This is a genomic window from Salinactinospora qingdaonensis, assembly GCF_039539445.1.
In the GTDB taxonomy this organism is placed as follows: domain Bacteria; phylum Actinomycetota; class Actinomycetes; order Streptosporangiales; family Streptosporangiaceae; genus Salinactinospora; species Salinactinospora qingdaonensis.
The window spans coordinates 1-16,610 of the sequence record NZ_BAABDD010000016.1 but is presented as its reverse complement, the minus strand read 5'-3'; the positions used below and the strand labels follow the sequence as shown (position 1 = coordinate 16,610).

Genomic DNA, 16,610 nt, shown 5'->3' with positions numbered 1-16,610 from the left:
CTCCTAGCTGAGGAAGTTCTTGAGCTCGAACACGAGTTTGCGGATATGGCCGGAGAGCACCGGGGTGCCCATGTCTTTGAAACGCTGCCTGAACCAGGGGTTGACGCTTTGTCGCCCGCTGCTGCTCACCGAGCCCACCGGGATGAAGCGGGCCCCGGAGCGGTGGATCGCCGTCATGCCCTCCAGCACGGGCTGGGCGTTCCACTCGTAGAAATCGGAGATCCACACCACTACCGTGTTGCGCGCATCGGCGATCTTGGGGCGCACCTCGGCCAGAGCGGCCGTGCCGTCCGTGCCGCCGCCCAGCCGCGTGCGCAGCAGCGTCTCGAAGGGGTCGTGCACCCACGGGGTCAGGTCCAGCGCTTGGGTGTCGTAGGCGACCAGGTGCACGTCGACTTTGGGCAGCCCGGCGAAGATCGAAGCCAGGATGGTGCAGTTGACCATCGAGTCGACCATGGACCCCGACTGGTCCACGACCACGATCAGCCGGGCCGGGGTGGTGCGTTTGGCCGTGTGCCGGTAGTACAGCCGGTCCACGTAGAGCCGCTGGTCCTCCGGGCTCCAGTTGGTCAGGTTCTTCCAGATCGTGCGTTCGATGTCGAGGTTGCGGAACACGCGCTTGGGCGGGACGGAGCGGTCGATGGTGCCCGTGCTGGTCTGCTGCACCTGGGTGCGCAGCACCTCGGCGACCTCGTCGACGAACCTGCGGATCAGTGCCTTGGCGTTGGCCAGCGCGACCCCCGACAGGTTCGCCTTGTCGCGCAGCAACTGCTCCACCAGCGACATGCTCGGTGTCAGTTGTGCGGCCAGCGCCGGATCGGCCAGCACCTCACGTAGCCGCATCCGGTTGACCAGGTCGCCCTCCAGCCCGGCCAGCACAGCGCCCAACTCGCCCTCGCGGGAGCGTGCGCGCAGCTCACCCGGCTCAGCACCCAGGCAGCGCTCCAGCCAGCCGGTGTCGGCCTGCCAATTGGCCAGTTGGGTGGCGCTGACCTCACCGGAGCCGGCCGAAAACACGTTGATCAGGAGTTTCGACAGCAGCGCGGCGCGGCGTACCTCGTCGGTGCCCACGCCGGCGGCGGTGCGACCGTCCGCGGCAGTGGGCTGTTCGGTGTCTTCGACCCGCGCGATCAGCCCGTCCAGCTCCGCGGCCAGTTCCGGGAAGCGCTGGACGACGGTGTCCACGGTCACCGTCGGGTCGAGCAGCGCCGGCGGTAGCCCCATGTCCTCGACGACGCCCATGCTGGCCCGCTCCAGCGCGGGCTGTTCCTCGGTGCCGAACAGCCGCGCCAGCAGCCGCCAGTACAGCACTTGGCGCCGGTTGGCCTCGGGGGTGGTTTCGGGTTCGTGCAACGTGTTACCCCCTCAACAGCCGGCCGGCTCGTTCTCGCAGCACGGCCACAGCGTTGTTTCTCTCCTCGACCTTGGCGACCTTGGGGTCGGTGGGCCCCAGCGCCCAGTCGCCGGTCTGCACGGTGGCCGGTTTGCGTTTCACCTTCGTGCGCACCGCCAACGGCTGGAGCGACCACTGTCCGGCGTCCCAGCGCAGCAGCCCGATACACGCTGTGGAGTCGGCCACCAGCTTCGGGGTGAGCGGACCGCAGGCGGGCAGCCGGTCGAGGTCGACGGGCAGCGTGGCGCCGCCGAGGTCGACCGTGAGACCTGAGGTGGCGTCGGTGGTGTAGCCCTCGATGAACACGGGTTCGGCTATGCGCACCGGGTGACGGTCCAAGGGCGCGACCGCGGGGGCGACGGCGTCGGCGAGGTGCAGTCGGGCGGTGGCGAAGGGGTCGACCTCCTCGCCGGCGCCGGCCCGGTCGTCGTGCCACAGCAGGTCCCCGCCCGCCAGCAGCGGCATGTCCGTGATGGTGAGGCTGCGGCGCTCGGCAAGCGCGCCGAGCAGCACCGGATGGTCGGCCAGCAGCCGCCACACCGCCGGGCCGACGATGGCGTCCACCTTGGCCGCGGTCAGGCTGGCGCACAGCAGGCGGGGCGGTCCGCCGTCGGCGGGCTCGAACACGCAGTGGACCTGCGCCTGCACCGCGGTGCCGTGTTCGTGGACGTCGACCCCAAGCGGCAGCAGCCGCCCCGAGACTTCGGTGGCGGCCTGGCAGGGGCCGTAGCGCCTGCTGTCGTGGGAGAGCAGGACCGCGCGCGCCCACAGGTCGGCCCAGCGCCGTACCGGCACCTGTTCCACCGCCGCCGCGGGGCACAGTGCCTGGAGTTCGGCCGTCAGTCCGTCCAGCAGTACCGCCAGTCGCCGCTGGGCCGGGTCCGCCAGCAGCGCCTCGATCGTCTGGTTCGCGCCGGAGGCGAGGTCACGGTCGACCCCCAGCCACCCGGTGACGGCGAGTTCGCCGAGCCAGGCGCGGCTGCCGGCCGCACCCTTGTCGTCGGCGGGCTCTGCCGGTGACGGGGCCTGCGCCGACGCCGACCAGGTGTCTCGGGTGACGCCCCGCGCGGCGTCGAGGCTGTCCACGAGGGCGTCGTGGACAGCGCCGAGCAGCGCGGTGCGTGCGCCCGCCAGCGCGGCGAGGTGGCCGTCGGCAAGAGAGCCGCTGCTCAACGCTTCGACGGCCTCGCCCACCGCTGCGCCCAGCGGCGTGCCGGCAAGGGCGCCCGCCAGACCCTCCAGGGCCGCGGCCCGGGTGGCGTCCGGCCGCGCCAGGCCGTGGGCCAGCGCGTCGTCGAAGCCGGCGACGATGTCCAGGGTTTCGCTCACCCCGGCTGGGGTGGTGTCGAGGAGTTCGGTGAGGTGCGCGGCGAGCATCAGCGGTCCGCTCCCGTGGCTGGGAACCAGTGCATCTCGGGCAGGGCGGTGGTGGTGCCCGGCACCTCCAGATAGGACAGGTAGCGCAGGAACCGCCCGAACACCACCCCCGGTGGTGTCGACTCGGGTTTGCCTTCCAGACACGCGCGCAGGGCGGCCTCCGCGGAGCGCTCCGCGTCGTCGGCTTCTCGCAGGTGGGCTGGGGCTTGCAGGTAGTCGGCGACCCGCTGCGCCCCGTACTGGAGTACGGCCTCGTTCACCAGGGAGTCCAGGTGCTTGCACGCCCCTCCCTGGGAGAGGCCGCCGCAGGGCCGGTTGTTGTTGGTGCCGCAGTTCAGGGCATGGGAGCCCGCGGTGATCGAGGAGACGTACACCCGCGCGGTGTCCGAGCCGCTCGACACCACGCCCTGTAGCCGCCCGTCCGCCAGTTCCACAAAGGGCACCTTCGCCAGTTTGCGGGCGCGGGCGGGCGGCACGACGTTCACCCCACTCCGCTGCCCGAAGTCGGCACGTTCCGTATCCACAGCGTCACCTTCCATGTAACAGTTCCTCGACATAGGCCCATCTGTACGGCTCTGTAGGGTGGAACCCGTCCAGATCGCCCCCAAAGACCCGACATTTATACTGTGGCGGTGCGACAGATTCCGCTGTACCGCGCTGCGCCGCGGGAATGTCGGTCGTTGCGTCCGGGGGAGGGGCGCTGCCGCGACCCGCGTCCACCGGCAGCCCCGTTCACGCGCCCTGGGGCGGCAGCGGCGGCGCGGGAAGCCGCCGAGGCGCTGGTTGTGGACGGGCAGCGAGGGCCGGTGGTGGGCGCACGTGGGTGAGCGTCTCCGCCGTCGCCCCGCAGGCTGCCGAGATCGCGCAGCGATCGAGGCACGAGCGGACGAAGAACACCCTCACGGCCCCCACCTCAGCCGTCCGAAAAACAGTCCCCAGGCCAAGCGCATGGGGCCGTCCCGCGTTCCCCTGTCGACGACGATCCGCGGCTCGTGTGCGCCGAGCCCTGCCGCCAACCATCGGAGTGTTCATGTCCACGCCCCACCCGCCGGTCACGAACTGGGCCGGTAACGTCACCTTCGGCTGCGCGCGAGTCCACCGGCCCGCCAGCGTCGACGAGCTGCGCCGAATCGTCCGTGACAGTGCGGGGATTCGGGCCCTCGGCAGCGGCCATTCCTTCAACCTCGTCGCCGACTCCGCTCACGACCTGGTCAGACTGGACGGGCTGCCGCCGCTGGCCGAGATCGACCCGGCGAGTTCGACCGTGACCGTGGCCGCCGGCATGACCTACGCCGAAGTCGCCCGCGCCGTGCACCAAGCCGGGTTCGCGCTGGCCAACCTGGCGTCGCTGCCCCACATCTCGGTCGCGGGCTCGTGCGCCACCGCCACCCACGGCTCCGGCGACACCCAGCGCTGCCTGGCCGCCTCCGTCACGGCACTGCAACTCGTCGGTGCGGAGGGCGATTTGGTGGAGCTGCGCCGCGACACCGACCCGCAGACCTTCCCCGGCGCGGTGGTCGCCCTCGGCGCGCTCGGTGTCGTCACGCGGCTGTCGCTCGACATCGAGCCCGCCTACGAGATGACGCAGCGGGTGCTCGTCGACGTGCCGCTCGACGAGATCGCCGAGCGCTTCGACGACGTCTTCGGCGCCGCCTCCAGCGTCAGCGCGTTCACCGACTGGCGCGCCGACACGGCCGACGTGTGGCTCAAGCACCGCACCGACCGTCCCGCCGGCTCGTGGAGCGGGGGGCGACCGGCGCGCGAGCCCAAGAATCCGGTGCCGGGCATGCCGCCGGAGTCCAGCACCGAACAGATGGGGGCTGTGGGGCCTTGGCACGAGCGGCTCCCCCATTTCCGGCCCGACCTGACGCCGAGTGCGGGCGATGAGTTGCAGTCGGAGTTCTACCTACCGCGCGAGGCGGCGCCGGCCGCCTTCGCGGCACTGCGCGAGATCGGCCACCGGGTGGCGCCGCTGCTGCACATCGCCGAGGTGCGCACCGTGTGCGCCGACGACCTGTGGCTGAGCCCCGCCTATGGGCGCGACTCCGTGACGTTCCACTTCACCTGGCGCAAGGAGCCGGAAGCCGTGCTGCCCGTGCTCGCCGCGGTCGAGGAGTGCCTGCTGCCGTTGGGCGCTCGCCCGCACTGGGGCAAGCTCACCACGGTGCCCACCGCCAAGGCCGCCGCCGGCTACGAGCGCGCGGGGGATTTCGCGCGGCTGGTGCGCACGTTCGACCCCGCCGGCAAGTTCCGTAACCCTTTCACCGAGGCTGTCCTCTCCGGCGCCTAACCTCCCCTAAGCGGCCCCCGGGGCGGAGCCACGGGGGAGCCGCTGAGATGGCGCCCGGAGTGCGGCGCGGGGTCAACGACCTCCGGAGGTCTCGCCGGGAGTGTCGAGCGGGGTGGGGAAGTGGTGTACGTCCGCTCGTGCTTCGATCGCTTCGCGATCTCGGCAGCCTGAGGGGGCGCGGTGGCCGAGGTGACCGCAACCGAGAGGGGGGCTCGCCGGGGGCGGGGAACGCGCTATAGCTGCAAGACACCACGACAGGCAAGCGCCTTCTTGGGGGCGTGGCGCCAACCTGGCGCAGCCACCTGAGATCCCGTCCCGCACATCATGGCAGGCAAGCGCCTTCTTGGGGTGTGGTGGCAGGTTGCAGAACCCAGCCCCCGGGGGTGGGGACTATAGGTGGCGCCCCCCGTTGAGTACCGTCAAATCACAGCACCCCCGACATAGTCCGCCCCCTGGGGCTGTAGGTGGCCCTTATTGGCATAGTCCGCCCCTGGGGCTATGGGTGGCCCCTGCCTGAGCACCGCCAAGCTAGGGCACCCACCCCTGGGCTGCCGAGATCGCGGAGCGATCGAGGCACGAGCGGACGAAGAACCTCCCCGCGGACCTCCACCCCGGCCGTCCGAAGAACAGAACCTAAGCGGCACCGTCCCATATCCCGCTGGACCCGCTGCCGCCGGTGGGCCGTTCATAGGCGCGCGGTGTCGGTCCCCTCCAAGGGCCCCAGGCCGGAGGCGCAGGCCGATAGCGCTCGCCGTAGTGCCGTGGTGTCCTGCGGGGTGACGTCGCGGAGCATGTGCTCCTCAAGGAGGTCGGCGCCGCGGTCGCAGGCTTCCAACGCGGCGCGCCCGTCGTCGGTCAGGTAGGCGCGCAGGACGCGACGGTTCTCCGGATCGGGGTGGCGACTGATCATCCCCTTCGTTTCGAGCGCGCCGACCATCTCGGTCATCGCCTGCGGGCTGACGAACGAGCGGCGCGACAGTTGAGCGGCGGACAGCCCCGGTTGGGCCCGGAGGACGCTCAGCGCCGTGTATTGCGGGGTGGTCAGCCCGTGTTCCCGGGTGATCTGGTCCAGTTGCGCGCGGGCGATGAGCTCTACCCGCTTGACCAGGTAGATGATGCGCGGTTCGGGGAGTCTGGGTGGGTGGTCCGGCTCCTCGGTCGCCCGGGTGGATTCCGTCATGGTTGACACGTTATCAAGGTCCTTGTTACCTATTCATCAAGGTTCCTTATATCAAGGAGGTTGAAATGGGCTCCGCAGTCGGCGCCGCGTCCGACGACACCTCCCCACCGTGGGGAGACACGGTCCTGGTCGAGTTCGAGGACGGCATCGCCTGGGTGAGGCTCAACCGGCCCGACAAGCGCAACGCGATGAACCCTCGGCTCAACGAGGAGATGGTGCGCACGCTGGACGCGCTGGAGCACGACGAGCGGTGCCGCGTGCTCGTCCTCACCGGCGCCGGCGAGGCGTGGACCGCCGGCATGGATCTCCAGGAGTACTTCCGCGACGTCGACGCCACCGGCGACCTCGCCCTGCAAAACCGGGTCCGCCGCGACGCCGCGCAGTGGCAGTGGCGGCGGCTGTCCACCTACCCCAAACCCACCATCGCCATGGTCAACGGCTGGTGCTTCGGCGGGGCGTTCACCCCGCTGGTCGCCTGCGATCTGGCCATCGCCGACGAGGACGCCCGCTTCGGCCTGTCCGAGATCAACTGGGGCATCCCACCCGGCGGGGTCGTCAGCAGGGCGCTCGCCGCGGTCGTTCCCCAACGCGACGCGCTGTACCACATCATGACCGGCGAGACATTCGACGGCCGAGCCGCCGCCCGGATGCGGCTGGTCAACGAGGCCGTGGCCGCGGCCGATCTCCACGAGCGCACCCGCGAGCTGGCCGCCCGTCTCGCCGCCATGAACCCCGTGGTGCTGCGGGCGGCGAAGATCGGCTACAAGCTCGCCGCCGAGATGCCCTGGGACCAGGCCGAAGACTACCTCTACGCCAAATTGGAGCAGTCGCAGTTCCTCGACCCGGAGCAGGGGCGCAGCCAGGGCCTGGAGCAGTTCCTCGACGCCAAGAGCTTCCGCCCTGGTCTGGGTCACTACACGCGCGACTGAACCGCCCTTTCCAGCACCTCCAGCGCCCGAGGAAGCGGGGGTCCTCGGGCCCACCCCACCACGAACCCGCACCAGGGGCACACCCCCAGAACGGAGGCCACCGTGACCGGCCCACTGCGATCCCCCACCTCCTCCGACCACCGTGAAGCCCGCAAGATCGCCCTCGCGAGCTTCATCGGCACCAGCATCGAGTGGTATGACTTCTTCCTGTACGGAGCCGCGGCGGCGCTCGTCTTCGGCCCGCAGTTCTTCCCCTCCGACAACGCCCTCGCCAGCCAGTTGGCTGCTCTCTCCACGTTCGCCGTGGGCTTCGTCGCCCGCCCGCTCGGCGGAATCGTCGCCGGCCACCTGGGCGACCGCATCGGACGCAAGCGGATGCTCGTGGTGTCGCTGCTCGTCATGGGCGTGGCCACGGTCGCGGTGGGGCTGCTGCCGACCTACGCTCAGATCGGTGTCGCCGCGCCCATCCTGCTCGTGATCCTGCGGCTGGCCCAAGGTCTTGGCGTGGGCGCCGAATGGGGCGGGGCGGCGCTCATGGCCGTCGAACACGCCCCCGAGAACCGGCGCGGACTGTACGGGGCGGCCCCGCAGCTCGGCGTGCCCGCCGGGGCGATCGCCGCGAACCTCGTCATGCTGGCCGCCTCCACCGCCACCACCGAGGCGTTCACCGCCTGGGGATGGCGGCTCGGGTTCCTCGCCAGCATCGTCCTCATCGGTGTCGGCTACGTGATTCGCCGCCGGATCAACGAGAGCCCGCTGTTCGAGGAGCAACGCGGCGAACAAGAGCCCGTCCGCACCGCGCCCCTGGTCGAGATCGTGCGCCGCCACCCGCTGGGCGTGCTGCGCGCCATGTTCGCCACAGCCGCCTCAACCGCACTCGGATACATCGTCCTGACCTACACCCTGTCCTACGGAACCACGGAGCTGTCGTACTCGCGCAACACCCTGCTGGTCGTCGTCACCCTCGCCAGCGTCGTCCAGTTGGGCGCCATCCCCGCCTGGTCGGCGCTGACCGACCGGCTCGGGCGGCGCCGTGTCTTCATCGGCGGCGGCATCGCCCAGATCGTGCTCGCGCTCCTTTTCTTCCCGATGTTCGACCGCGCGACGTTCGCTTGGGCGCTGCTCGCGTGCGGCCTCGCGGTCATCGCCCTGTCCGCCCAGTACGGCCCGCTGCCCGCGCTACTATCGGAGCTGTTCCCCACCCGGGTGCGCTACAGCGGCGTCTCCGCCGGCTACCAACTGGGCAACGTGATCGGCGGCGGGCTGGCGCCCATCGTCGCCACCGCACTGTTCGCCGCCGTGGGCGGATCGTTCGCCGTGGGCCTCTACCTCGCCGGGATGTCCCTGCTGGCGACCCTGGTGGTCGCCTTCACTCCCGAAACCTCCGCGCGCGACCTCCGACGCATCTGACCTTTCCGGTTCAAAGGAGACCGCCATGCGCAACCACGGCATCGGATCATGGCCCGCTCGGCGGCGACGCGCGGCCGGCGCGCGCCCCGCCCTCAGGCACGCCGGACGCACCCTCACCTACAGCGAACTGGAAGAACGCGCCACACGCCTGGCCCACGCCTTCGAGGCACGCGGAGTGGCGCGCGGGGACCGTGTCGCCTACCTGGGGGCGAACCGGCCCGAGTTCCTTGAGGCGATGTTCGCCGCCGCCCTGCTGGGGGCGGTCTTCACTCCACTCAACACCCGGCTGGCCCGCGCCGAGCTGGAAACCGTCGCCGCCGACAGCTCGCCCACCCTCCTCGTCGTCGACGCCGCCCGCCATGCCGACGCCGCCTGCCTGCGCGGCGCCGGCATGGTGGAGGGGGTGCTCACCGTGGGCGGCGCCGAGGACGACTTCGAAGCCGCGGTCGCGGCGGCGGGACGCGAGCCGATCGACCGGCCCGTCGAGCACGGTGACCCGTTCCTGCTGCTCTACACCTCCGGTTCCACGGGCCGCCCCAAAGGTGTTGTGCTCACCCACGGCAACGTCATCTGGAACTGCGTGAACACCGTCGTCGACACCGATTTGGCGAGCACCGACACCGCACTGGTCAGCGCGCCCATGTTCCACACGGCCGCGCTGAACATGCTGTGCCTGCCGACACTGCTCAAAGGGGGCTGCCTGCTCGTCGAGGAGCGCTTCGACCCCGACCGCACCCTTGACCTGGTGGAGCGGGAAGGGGTGACGGTGATGTTCGGGGTCCCCACCATGTACGAGCGGATCGCCCGCTCGCCCCGCTGGCGGGAAGCCGACCTGTCGGGGCTGCGGCTGCTGCTGTGCGGCGGCGCCCCTGTCCCCGCGCCGCTCATCGAGCGCTACATGCATCGCGGCTTGGCGTTCGTGCAGGGGTACGGCATGACCGAGGCCGCCCCCGGCGCGCTGCTGCTCCCCGTGGCCGACTGTCGCCGAAAGGCCGGCAGCGCCGGAGTCGCGGCGTTCTTCACCGACGTGCGCACCGCCGACGACGGCCCGGGACCCGCCGAGGTCCTGGTGGAGGGCCCCAACGTCACCCCGGGCTACTGGAACCGGCCCGAGGAGACGGCGGCGGCGCTGCGCGACGGATGGCTGCACACCGGCGACGCCGCCGAGGTCGACGAAGAAGGCTACTTCCGGATCGTGGACCGGTTGAAGGACATGTACGTCTCCGGCGGGGAGAACGTCTACCCGGCGGAGGTCGAGGCCGCCTTGGCCGCACACCCCGCGGTGCGCGAGTGCGCCGTGGTCGGCGTGCCGGACGCGACGTGGGGCGAGTCCGGGGCGGCGCTGGTCGTACCCGCCGCTGACCATCGGCCCACCCCAGACGAGCTGCGCGCCTTTCTGGCTCAGCGGCTGGCCCGCTACAAGCTGCCGACCACTGTCGTTTTCGCCGACGAGCTGCCGCGCAGCGCTGTCGGCAAAGTCGACAAGCCGGGACTGCGCAGCCGCCTTGCCGCCATAGCCGACGAGTAGCCGCGGGAGACCCCACCCCAGGCGTGAGCGTCTGGATGTCTACTGGTCACTGCTGTTGCCGACGCCTGCGTTACTGCCGGTAGGCGATCAGGAGGGCGGCTGTGGCCAGGACAGCGGCGGGTAGTGGGCCGGTCCACGGCAGGTACCGCATGAGCACCGCTTCCACGGCCGCGCCGAGGACCAGGCAGCCAAGGGCGAGGAGTTGCAGCCAGTCGAGACGCCGAAGCCAGGAGGGGTCGCCGATGGTGCTCACGATCCGGGTGAGGGCACCGGTCAGGTATGTGGTGGACAGTCCCGGCCGCCCAAGGGTGCGCACGACGATGCCTTGCAGCCCCATCGCGGCACCCGCCGCCAGGAGCAGCGCCGGGTGCCCCTCTCCGTTCGACCGGTGGGGGTCGCCGAGCCAGCCGGCGACGAACAGCCCCAGCACGAGTGTCTCCAGGGCCAGGCAGGTGGGCGGCCGGGCCGCGGGGCTGCGCCGCGCGACCATCCGGCTGCCCGCGAACACCCCCGCCGCGTAGGCTCCCGTCGAGATGGCCGCCCGCGCCGCCGGGTCGGCCACGCCGTGCACGGTGGAGACCGCCACGAGCACGAGGTTGCCTGTGACGACGCTGGCGAACACGCCGCCCAGATGCAGCAGGCACAGCGCGTCGGTCATCCCGGCAGCCAGCGACAGTAACACCACGATCACCGCACTGGCCCGGGAAGACTGGAAAGACCCGCTGGGCTCGGCAGCGCCCGGCTGCGGATCGCTGGCCACCACGCACCCCCGGCTCTTCCTGGCTAAGCTCCTCCTCAGTCTCGTTGAGTCTCTCTGATCACGGGCCGACCTGCGGTGATTCGACTCAGCAGCGAACGAGAACGGCCCGGAGAACGTGGGGCGCTCTGGCCAGTCGCAGCCTCGGCAGTGCAGGTGTTGTGGCGCCAGCGAGCCCCAGCGAGATCGAGAGGCCGGCGCAGGCGGTGGCCGCGAGCCAGTGAGCGCCCCCTAGGCTGCTGAGATCGCGGCATGAGCATTGGAGGGGTGGAGGGGGCTGTGGGGCCGCGAGCCGGTGAGTGCCCCTTGGAGGTTGCTGAGGTCGTGTTGTGGGTGTTGGAGGGGTGGAGGGGGCTGTGGGGCCGCGAGCCGGTGAGCGCCCCTAGGCTGCTGAGATCGCGGCATGAGCGTTGGAGGGTGGGGTGTGTGGCCTGGGGCTGCGAGCTGGTGGGGGCCTTGTGGGTTGTTGGGGTTGGGGTGTGAGTGTTGGAGGGTGTGGGGGTGTGGCCTGGGGCTGCGAGCTGGTGGGGGCCTTGTGGGTTGTTGGGGTTGGGGTGTGAGTGTTGGAGGGTGGGGTGTGTGGCTGGGGCCGCAAGCTGGTGAGCGCCCCTAGGCTGCTGAGATCGCGGAGCGATCGAGGCACGAGCGGACGAAGAACACTCCCACAGCCCCCACCCCAGCCCTCCGAAAACAGAACCTACTCCTCACGGTTGGCGACCGTGACCTGAGTCGCGATCCCTCTAGGGGTGATGAGTGGACCAAAGCCTGGTGGCACCCCCTCAGCCAGGAGAAAGCGTTGCGATCCCTCTAGGGGTGATGAGTGGACGCTCGCAGCCCTGCGCATGCCCGAGCGGAGCTACGAGTTGCGATCCCTCTAGGGGTGATGAGTGGACCCGAGGGTAAAGTCGCAGCTCGTGAAGGGGATCGGGAGCCTCGGGGAGCGCTGTTGTGCAGCGAGCCGCCAGTAGTGCAACACCGCAGGTCAAAACAGTATGGCACGGTCCTGTCGTTTCGGTTGTCTGCCGCTGTCAAGGCTAGGTCACTCATTGGCTGGAGGCACCTCCGGTTGCGTTACTGTCAAAGACTTGTCATGACTCTCGTTGCGGCTGCGGTGGATGGTGGATTCGGCGTTTTGCCCTGTCTAACCTGCCCCCCACTTCAGCTCTGGGGCAGGTGTGTGTGGGCGGCCGTATCCGGCCATGTGTCGCGCCGCGAGATCGCCTGCGGGGAGGAGCTTGTGGTCTCGCGGGCGTCACTGTGGCGCGGTACGATTCATCCGGGATGCTTTGGGTAAAGCACGTTGAAAGCCCCGGCGGACGCACCGCCGGGGCTTTCAACGTGGATACCGCTACAGCCGGTCGGTCTTGAGTTCATCGAGGAACGCGCGCCACTCGTCGGCCGCGAATGCCAGGTGCCCGAACTCCGGGTTCTTCGAGTCGCGCACAGCGGCGCCGGCCGGGAAGTCGGCGACCTCTACGCAGTTCTGTGTCTTCCCTTGGCTGTAGCTGGACTTGCGGAACGTCAACAGGTGGGATTGCTCTGGGGTCTGCACTTTGGGTTCCCTACTGGATCATGCTCCGCAAGAACTCCCGCGAGCTCTCGACGCTGAGCGCCGATGCCTGCGCATGGTCATAGACCATCTCGCAGTGCTCAATCTCGACAGGGTCCTCGTAGAACAGCTCTGACATCACGTTTTCTTGGTACACGACCGGCGGGTCCTCAGGGAAATCCAGGATGACGAACGATCCTGCGGTAGCCGCGTGCAATCCTGCCGCACTCGGCAAGATCTGCACACGCAGCCACGGGCGCTGCACGTCGATCAAGTAACGGACCTGCTCGTCGCGTAGCTCGACGGGTATCCGGTGGATCGCCGCTTCGTCGATCACAGCCCAGATTCGGGGAGCGTCCGAACGCATTAGGATCTGTTTCCTTGCTTCCCGCGCTTCGACGCGTCGGTCGATGGCGTGCGGATCAGTTTCGCCATGGGTCCGCACCACAGCGCGCGTATATGCCTCGGTCTGGAGTAGGCCGGGAATCACCAATGCTTCATAGGTCCGGATACGGGACGCTTCGACCTCCAGCCCGACATAGGCACCCTTTCCGAGTACGTCGGAGTAGGACACCCACCACCCACGCTGCCTCGCTTGCTTGGCTAGGGACAGATACGCCTCGCACTCATCAGCGTCTTTGACGCCGTAGATGTCGAGCAGTGTCTCGACATCCTTTGAGTTCGGCCGCGCCCATTCGTTGTTCTCGATGCGTGTGAGCTTGCCGCGTGACCACTTCCCGCCGCGCTTCTTGGCTTCGTCAGTGACGTACTCGGATGTGTAGCCGCACGCTTCCCGTAGCTCACGTAGGCGTCGCGAGAGACGGCGCCGTCGTAGGGGCGGACTGCTGGCCATAGAGAGATTGCTCCTCGGTGCGCGTTCCTGGTGGCCAGATCCTATGACGCGCCTGGGGGATTCAGACATTTAGTGCACCGCCCACGTTTTCTCTGGTTATGCAAGTAGGAAGATCACCCCGTGAGACTAATTCACAAAGCGATTTTCTGATGTGGGCATTGAGAATTTTACGTGCATGCGGCAGTATGGCAGCTACCCAAAGCTCCCGCCGGGACGTCCCATCCCGGCCTAACCCCCAGGAGGGGTATGTCATGCGATTGCTGTCTGCGCTCGGCATGCTCGTGGTGCTGTGCGTGCTGCTGCTGTCCGCCCTGGTGGCGCCTCGGTCGGTGCCGCGTGCGTGCCTGAGTTCCACCGTGGGCCGTCACTGTGTGTTTGCGCGGCAGGCGCGTTATCTGTTGTGCCGTTGCCGTGAGTGCCCGCGTGTGGTCGCGCGGGTGCGGCCCTATCTCGATCGGCCTGGCCTCATGGCCGGGGCGTTTGTGCCTGGCCCGGAGCGCGCTGTGGTGTCGGCGCCCCTCTGTGGGCGTGCGGGCGCGTCGGAGCGTGCCGAGGAGGTGGCCCGGTGAGTGCGCGGCCGGTTTCCACGGATCTGGTGTTGGCGATTCGCGATGTCCTCGACAAGCACGGCTATCGGTCGGCCGATGTCCGTTCCCTGGGGGCGGCCTCGGCAGTGGTGGCCCGGTTGGTGGAGGTCTATGAGGGCCAGGCCGAACCCGGCACGCCCCCACCGGTGGTGATGGGCGGCGATCGGCTGGCCGCGCCTGGGGCGGTACGGGTCACCACCAGCCGCTACGCCCAGAGGACGCCCAGTGAGGTGCGGCTCCACCTCGGCCCCGCCTGCCTCGTCCTCGACAGCGCGAGCGGGGTCGAGGTGGCCACCCGCATCGCCGCCGCCGGGGCGGTGGCCGGGGATCTGCTCACCATGCCCACCCCGGAGGTGAACCGGTGATGCGCGATCCCCGGGAAGATGAGCAGGTGTGCCACCTGCGTCGGGTGGCCGACGCGCTGGTGGTGGGCACCCAGGAGCGGGCCTTGTGGCTGGGTGAGGTGCGCCAGACCTCGCTGGCGCTGTTGACCCACCTGGCCGACCAGTACGGCAACGCCTGCACCCACCCCCGCCCCGACGCGACCCCTGCCCGCGGGTGGCCCGGCACGCCCCGAGGCCACACCCAGGCGTGGCCGTGTATCCGCCCCGAAGGCCACAGTGGCATCCACGTGGATGCCACCGGCCACGCCTGGCAGCCCTGCCAGAAGGGAGAGACCTCATGAGCCCGCTGGAGGCGACCGTGGCCCGCCTACACCGCCGCTTCCCCGGCGCCACCATCTGGCACGGCTCGCATACCCGTCAATGGTGGGCACTGCTGCCCGGCCACCCACGCCTCATGGAAGCAGCCACCCCCGAAGCACTGGAACAACTGATCACCGCCGTAGGCGCCACCGGCCATCGCGACCAGCCCCACGGGAGGCACCCCCGCACCCGTGAACAGCCCGGCGGCCAGCGCCCCCAGAGGCGCGAGCAGCCCCACGGGTGGCACACCCACGAGCAGTACGCCCATGAGCGGTCCCGCGAGCGGCATACCCGCGAGCAGTACGCCCGCGAGTGGTCGGGTGAGCGGCCCGGTGCGGGGTGGGTGCCGCCTCGGCCGGCCCGGCCGCGTCGCCCCGACCCTCCGGCCAGAGGCGCCGACAGCACCACAACCGCGCCCATGGCCGCGGTTTCCGCGGGGCGGCGGCCGGTTCGGCCGCGGCATCGCCGGCGCCGCGACACCGCCCCCTCCTGACAGGGGCCGGTGCCGCTACACCCGGCCGCGCGGGGCACAGCACCCGCCACCGCGCGGCCCCTGCGGGGCCCGGCCATGGAGGGGGCCGGGCCCCGCCCACGAGCCCATGATCATCGCGAGTGTTGCCGCTCGGCGACACGGGACGGTTGAGAGCGACGAACCCCAACACCCGTGATGATCATGGCGAAACGAAAAGCCACACACCGGACATGCCACGCCCCGCCCCCTCCTCAAAGCCGGCGGGAGCACGATCCACCAGGGCCGCGCTGGAGCACACCCCCGACCAGCGCGGCCCCTCCCCAAAAGGGGGTGTCCGGCCACGGAGGAGGCCGGGCACCCCCACCCCCATATGTCGCACCGGGGCGAAAAGGGCAGACCCACCGGTCAGGCTGACTCCTCCCCGCCACAGGGGGTGAGGAGGCGACAAAGGAACTTTCGAAGCGAGGAGCTCAAAGCCCCTCTCCCACCGCTCGTGCCTCGATCGCTGCGCGATCTCAGCAGCCAGGGGGTGGGCGCCCCCTCCAGGAAGTCTTTCGGGGAGGGGTGCTAGGCAAGGGGGTGTTTCTTTCAGGGGGTCTTTCGGGGAGGGTGCTCCCTTCAGGCACCCTCCCCCGAGGGGGCAGGAGGCGGGCGGGGAACTGTTGTGCCTGGAGGGGTTTCAGCACGGTTCGTCCACCGGGCCTACCACGCCTGAGCACCGTCGAACCACAGCACTACCTGCCACCCCGGCCTCGGCTCGCCCCTCCTCACCCCTCGGCCTCCCCTGGGCTGTCGAGATCGCGAAGCGATCGAGACACGAGCGAACAACGCCCCCTCCAACACACGCCCCCCACGGTCACCACCCAAAACAGCCACCCCACAACCACCCCTCACACGGGCCCCACCCCAACAAAGGCCCCCGAGGGGGCCTTATCCCCCGCTCCCGGCCGCCCCTCTCTCGCCCGGTCCTGCTCGACACGCCTCGACACGCCGCTATACAGCCACCCACCCCAGCCGGGGTGTTCAGCCCCCGCGCCCAGGAAAGGTCCGCCCGATGCCCACCACCGCCACACTGCTGGTCGATCTCGCCCACAGGTTGGCCGACCTCATCGAGAACTACGAGCCCCAGCCGGTGCCGGCCAGTTGGGAACACGGCGAAGAACTCCGCACCCACCCACCCGCCCTGATGTGCACCCCCGACCAGATCCACACCGCCCTGAAACCCATCACCGCCTGCCTACGCGACTTCCAAAACGTGCTGGCCGCCATCGACGCCGTCACCCTCACCCCCCACGACCTGCTCACCCTGCACGCCCGGTGTGCCACCCCCGACCTACTGGCCGAAATGATCCCCACCCACCTCGAAGAACGCCGCCACACCGCCGCCGACCACGCCGGCTACACCCCCGGCCTGGTTTCCGCCCTCACCCAGGGCAACCTCCCCCTCCACCACGCCGACACCCCACACGGCCCCGAATTCCTCATCGCCTGGACCACCCTGCACCACCCACCCATCGGCCCCCGCGCCGAACTACTCGACCACGCCATAACCACCTACCAACACCCCACCCCCCACCGCAC

The 16,610-nt window shown here is 69.9% G+C and carries 15 protein-coding genes and 1 pseudogene; 9 read left to right on the top strand and 7 right to left on the bottom strand.

Annotation, left to right across the window (positions count from 1 at the left end; translation table 11 throughout):
* Window positions 1-3 precede the first annotated feature (3 nt).
* Genes ABD848_RS16310 through ABD848_RS16300 form a run of 3 tightly spaced genes read right to left on the bottom strand, consistent with a single transcriptional unit; the run spans window position 4 to window position 3,309 of the window.
* Window positions 4-1,353, bottom strand: a complete 1,350-nt coding sequence (locus tag ABD848_RS16310) for a VWA domain-containing protein (protein WP_344972819.1) — start codon at window positions 1,351-1,353, stop codon at window positions 4-6.
* 4 nt (window positions 1,354-1,357) lie between these two features.
* Window positions 1,358-2,770: a hypothetical protein gene (locus ABD848_RS16305; protein WP_344972817.1), complete on the bottom strand. Its 1,413-nt coding sequence runs from the start codon at window positions 2,768-2,770 to the stop codon at window positions 1,358-1,360.
* Window positions 2,770-3,309, bottom strand: a complete 540-nt coding sequence (locus ABD848_RS16300) for a hypothetical protein (protein WP_425567567.1) — start codon at window positions 3,307-3,309, stop codon at window positions 2,770-2,772. Before ABD848_RS16300 ends, ABD848_RS16305 begins: the two co-directional genes overlap by 1 nt.
* A 491-nt stretch (window positions 3,310-3,800) precedes the next feature.
* Between ABD848_RS16300 and ABD848_RS16295 the strand changes: the two genes are divergently transcribed.
* Complete coding sequence (locus tag ABD848_RS16295) at window positions 3,801-5,060, top strand: D-arabinono-1,4-lactone oxidase (RefSeq protein WP_344972813.1); 1,260 nt, start codon at window positions 3,801-3,803, stop codon at window positions 5,058-5,060.
* A 685-nt stretch (window positions 5,061-5,745) separates the two neighbouring features.
* Here ABD848_RS16295 and ABD848_RS16290 read toward each other — a convergent pair.
* Window positions 5,746-6,240: a MarR family winged helix-turn-helix transcriptional regulator gene (locus ABD848_RS16290; protein ID WP_344972811.1), complete on the bottom strand. Its 495-nt coding sequence runs from the start codon at window positions 6,238-6,240 to the stop codon at window positions 5,746-5,748.
* 65 nt (window positions 6,241-6,305) lie between these two features.
* Here ABD848_RS16290 and ABD848_RS16285 point away from each other — a divergent pair, with 65 nt between their 5' ends.
* The 3 genes from ABD848_RS16285 (at window position 6,306) to ABD848_RS16275 (ending at window position 10,107) form a co-directional block, all read left to right on the top strand.
* Window positions 6,306-7,169 (top strand): p-hydroxycinnamoyl CoA hydratase/lyase, encoded by an 864-nt coding sequence (locus tag ABD848_RS16285; RefSeq protein ID WP_344972809.1) that lies wholly within the window; start codon window positions 6,306-6,308, stop codon window positions 7,167-7,169.
* A gap of 102 nt (window positions 7,170-7,271) precedes the next feature.
* Window positions 7,272-8,579, top strand: coding sequence for an MFS transporter (locus ABD848_RS16280; RefSeq protein WP_344972807.1), 1,308 nt, complete (start codon window positions 7,272-7,274; stop codon window positions 8,577-8,579).
* A 25-nt stretch (window positions 8,580-8,604) separates the two neighbouring features.
* Window positions 8,605-10,107 (top strand): acyl-CoA synthetase, encoded by a 1,503-nt coding sequence (locus ABD848_RS16275; RefSeq protein WP_344972805.1) that lies wholly within the window; start codon window positions 8,605-8,607, stop codon window positions 10,105-10,107.
* 70 nt (window positions 10,108-10,177) lie between these two features.
* On the opposite strand, the gene ABD848_RS16270 is transcribed toward ABD848_RS16275, so the two are convergent.
* The 3 genes from ABD848_RS16270 to ABD848_RS16260 form a co-directional block, all read right to left on the bottom strand.
* A complete protein-coding gene (locus ABD848_RS16270; RefSeq protein WP_344972803.1) occupies window positions 10,178-10,867 on the bottom strand; it encodes a YoaK family protein in 690 nt (229 codons plus the stop codon).
* A gap of 1,345 nt (window positions 10,868-12,212) precedes the next feature.
* Window positions 12,213-12,416, bottom strand: a complete 204-nt coding sequence (locus ABD848_RS16265; RefSeq protein ID WP_344972800.1) for a DUF397 domain-containing protein — start codon at window positions 12,414-12,416, stop codon at window positions 12,213-12,215.
* Window positions 12,417-12,426: 10 nt separating this feature from the next.
* Complete coding sequence (locus ABD848_RS16260) at window positions 12,427-13,266, bottom strand: DUF5753 domain-containing protein (RefSeq protein WP_344972797.1); 840 nt, start codon at window positions 13,264-13,266, stop codon at window positions 12,427-12,429.
* A gap of 251 nt (window positions 13,267-13,517) precedes the next feature.
* Here ABD848_RS16260 and ABD848_RS16255 point away from each other — a divergent pair, with 251 nt between their 5' ends.
* From ABD848_RS16255 to ABD848_RS16235, 5 genes and pseudogenes are all read left to right on the top strand, one after another.
* Window positions 13,518-13,835 (top strand): hypothetical protein, encoded by a 318-nt coding sequence (locus tag ABD848_RS16255; protein ID WP_344972795.1) that lies wholly within the window; start codon window positions 13,518-13,520, stop codon window positions 13,833-13,835.
* Window positions 13,832-14,218 carry a hypothetical protein gene (locus ABD848_RS16250; protein WP_344972791.1) on the top strand — a complete coding sequence of 129 codons (387 nt, stop codon included), beginning with the start codon at window positions 13,832-13,834 and terminating at the stop codon, window positions 14,216-14,218. Before ABD848_RS16255 ends, ABD848_RS16250 begins: the two co-directional genes overlap by 4 nt.
* Window positions 14,218-14,538: a hypothetical protein gene (locus tag ABD848_RS16245; RefSeq protein WP_344972788.1), complete on the top strand. Its 321-nt coding sequence runs from the start codon at window positions 14,218-14,220 to the stop codon at window positions 14,536-14,538. The genes ABD848_RS16250 and ABD848_RS16245 overlap by 1 nt, the downstream gene beginning before the upstream one ends.
* Window positions 14,535-15,050 carry a hypothetical protein gene (locus tag ABD848_RS16240; protein WP_344972786.1) on the top strand — a complete coding sequence of 172 codons (516 nt, stop codon included), beginning with the start codon at window positions 14,535-14,537 and terminating at the stop codon, window positions 15,048-15,050. Before ABD848_RS16245 ends, ABD848_RS16240 begins: the two co-directional genes overlap by 4 nt.
* A 1,033-nt stretch (window positions 15,051-16,083) precedes the next feature.
* Window positions 16,084-16,610: pseudogene (locus ABD848_RS16235) on the top strand (hypothetical protein); the annotation flags it as partial.

Excerpts from the sequence above, each read along its gene's own strand:
- ABD848_RS16305 (WP_344972817.1), bottom strand. The coding sequence starts at position 2,770 with ATGCTCGCCGCGCACCTCACCGAACTCCTCGACACCACCCCAGCCGGG.
- ABD848_RS16300 (WP_425567567.1), bottom strand. The coding sequence starts at position 3,309 with ATGGAAGGTGACGCTGTGGATACGGAACGTGCCGACTTCGGGCAGCGG.
- ABD848_RS16295 (WP_344972813.1), top strand. The coding sequence starts at position 3,801 with ATGTCCACGCCCCACCCGCCGGTCACGAACTGGGCCGGTAACGTCACC.
- ABD848_RS16290 (WP_344972811.1), bottom strand. The coding sequence starts at position 6,240 with ATGACGGAATCCACCCGGGCGACCGAGGAGCCGGACCACCCACCCAGA.
- ABD848_RS16285 (WP_344972809.1), top strand. The coding sequence starts at position 6,306 with ATGGGCTCCGCAGTCGGCGCCGCGTCCGACGACACCTCCCCACCGTGG.
- ABD848_RS16275 (WP_344972805.1), top strand. The coding sequence starts at position 8,605 with ATGCGCAACCACGGCATCGGATCATGGCCCGCTCGGCGGCGACGCGCG.
- ABD848_RS16260 (WP_344972797.1), bottom strand. The coding sequence starts at position 13,266 with ATGGCCAGCAGTCCGCCCCTACGACGGCGCCGTCTCTCGCGACGCCTA.
- ABD848_RS16255 (WP_344972795.1), top strand. The coding sequence starts at position 13,518 with ATGCGATTGCTGTCTGCGCTCGGCATGCTCGTGGTGCTGTGCGTGCTG.
- ABD848_RS16245 (WP_344972788.1), top strand. The coding sequence starts at position 14,218 with ATGCGCGATCCCCGGGAAGATGAGCAGGTGTGCCACCTGCGTCGGGTG.
- ABD848_RS16240 (WP_344972786.1), top strand. The coding sequence starts at position 14,535 with ATGAGCCCGCTGGAGGCGACCGTGGCCCGCCTACACCGCCGCTTCCCC.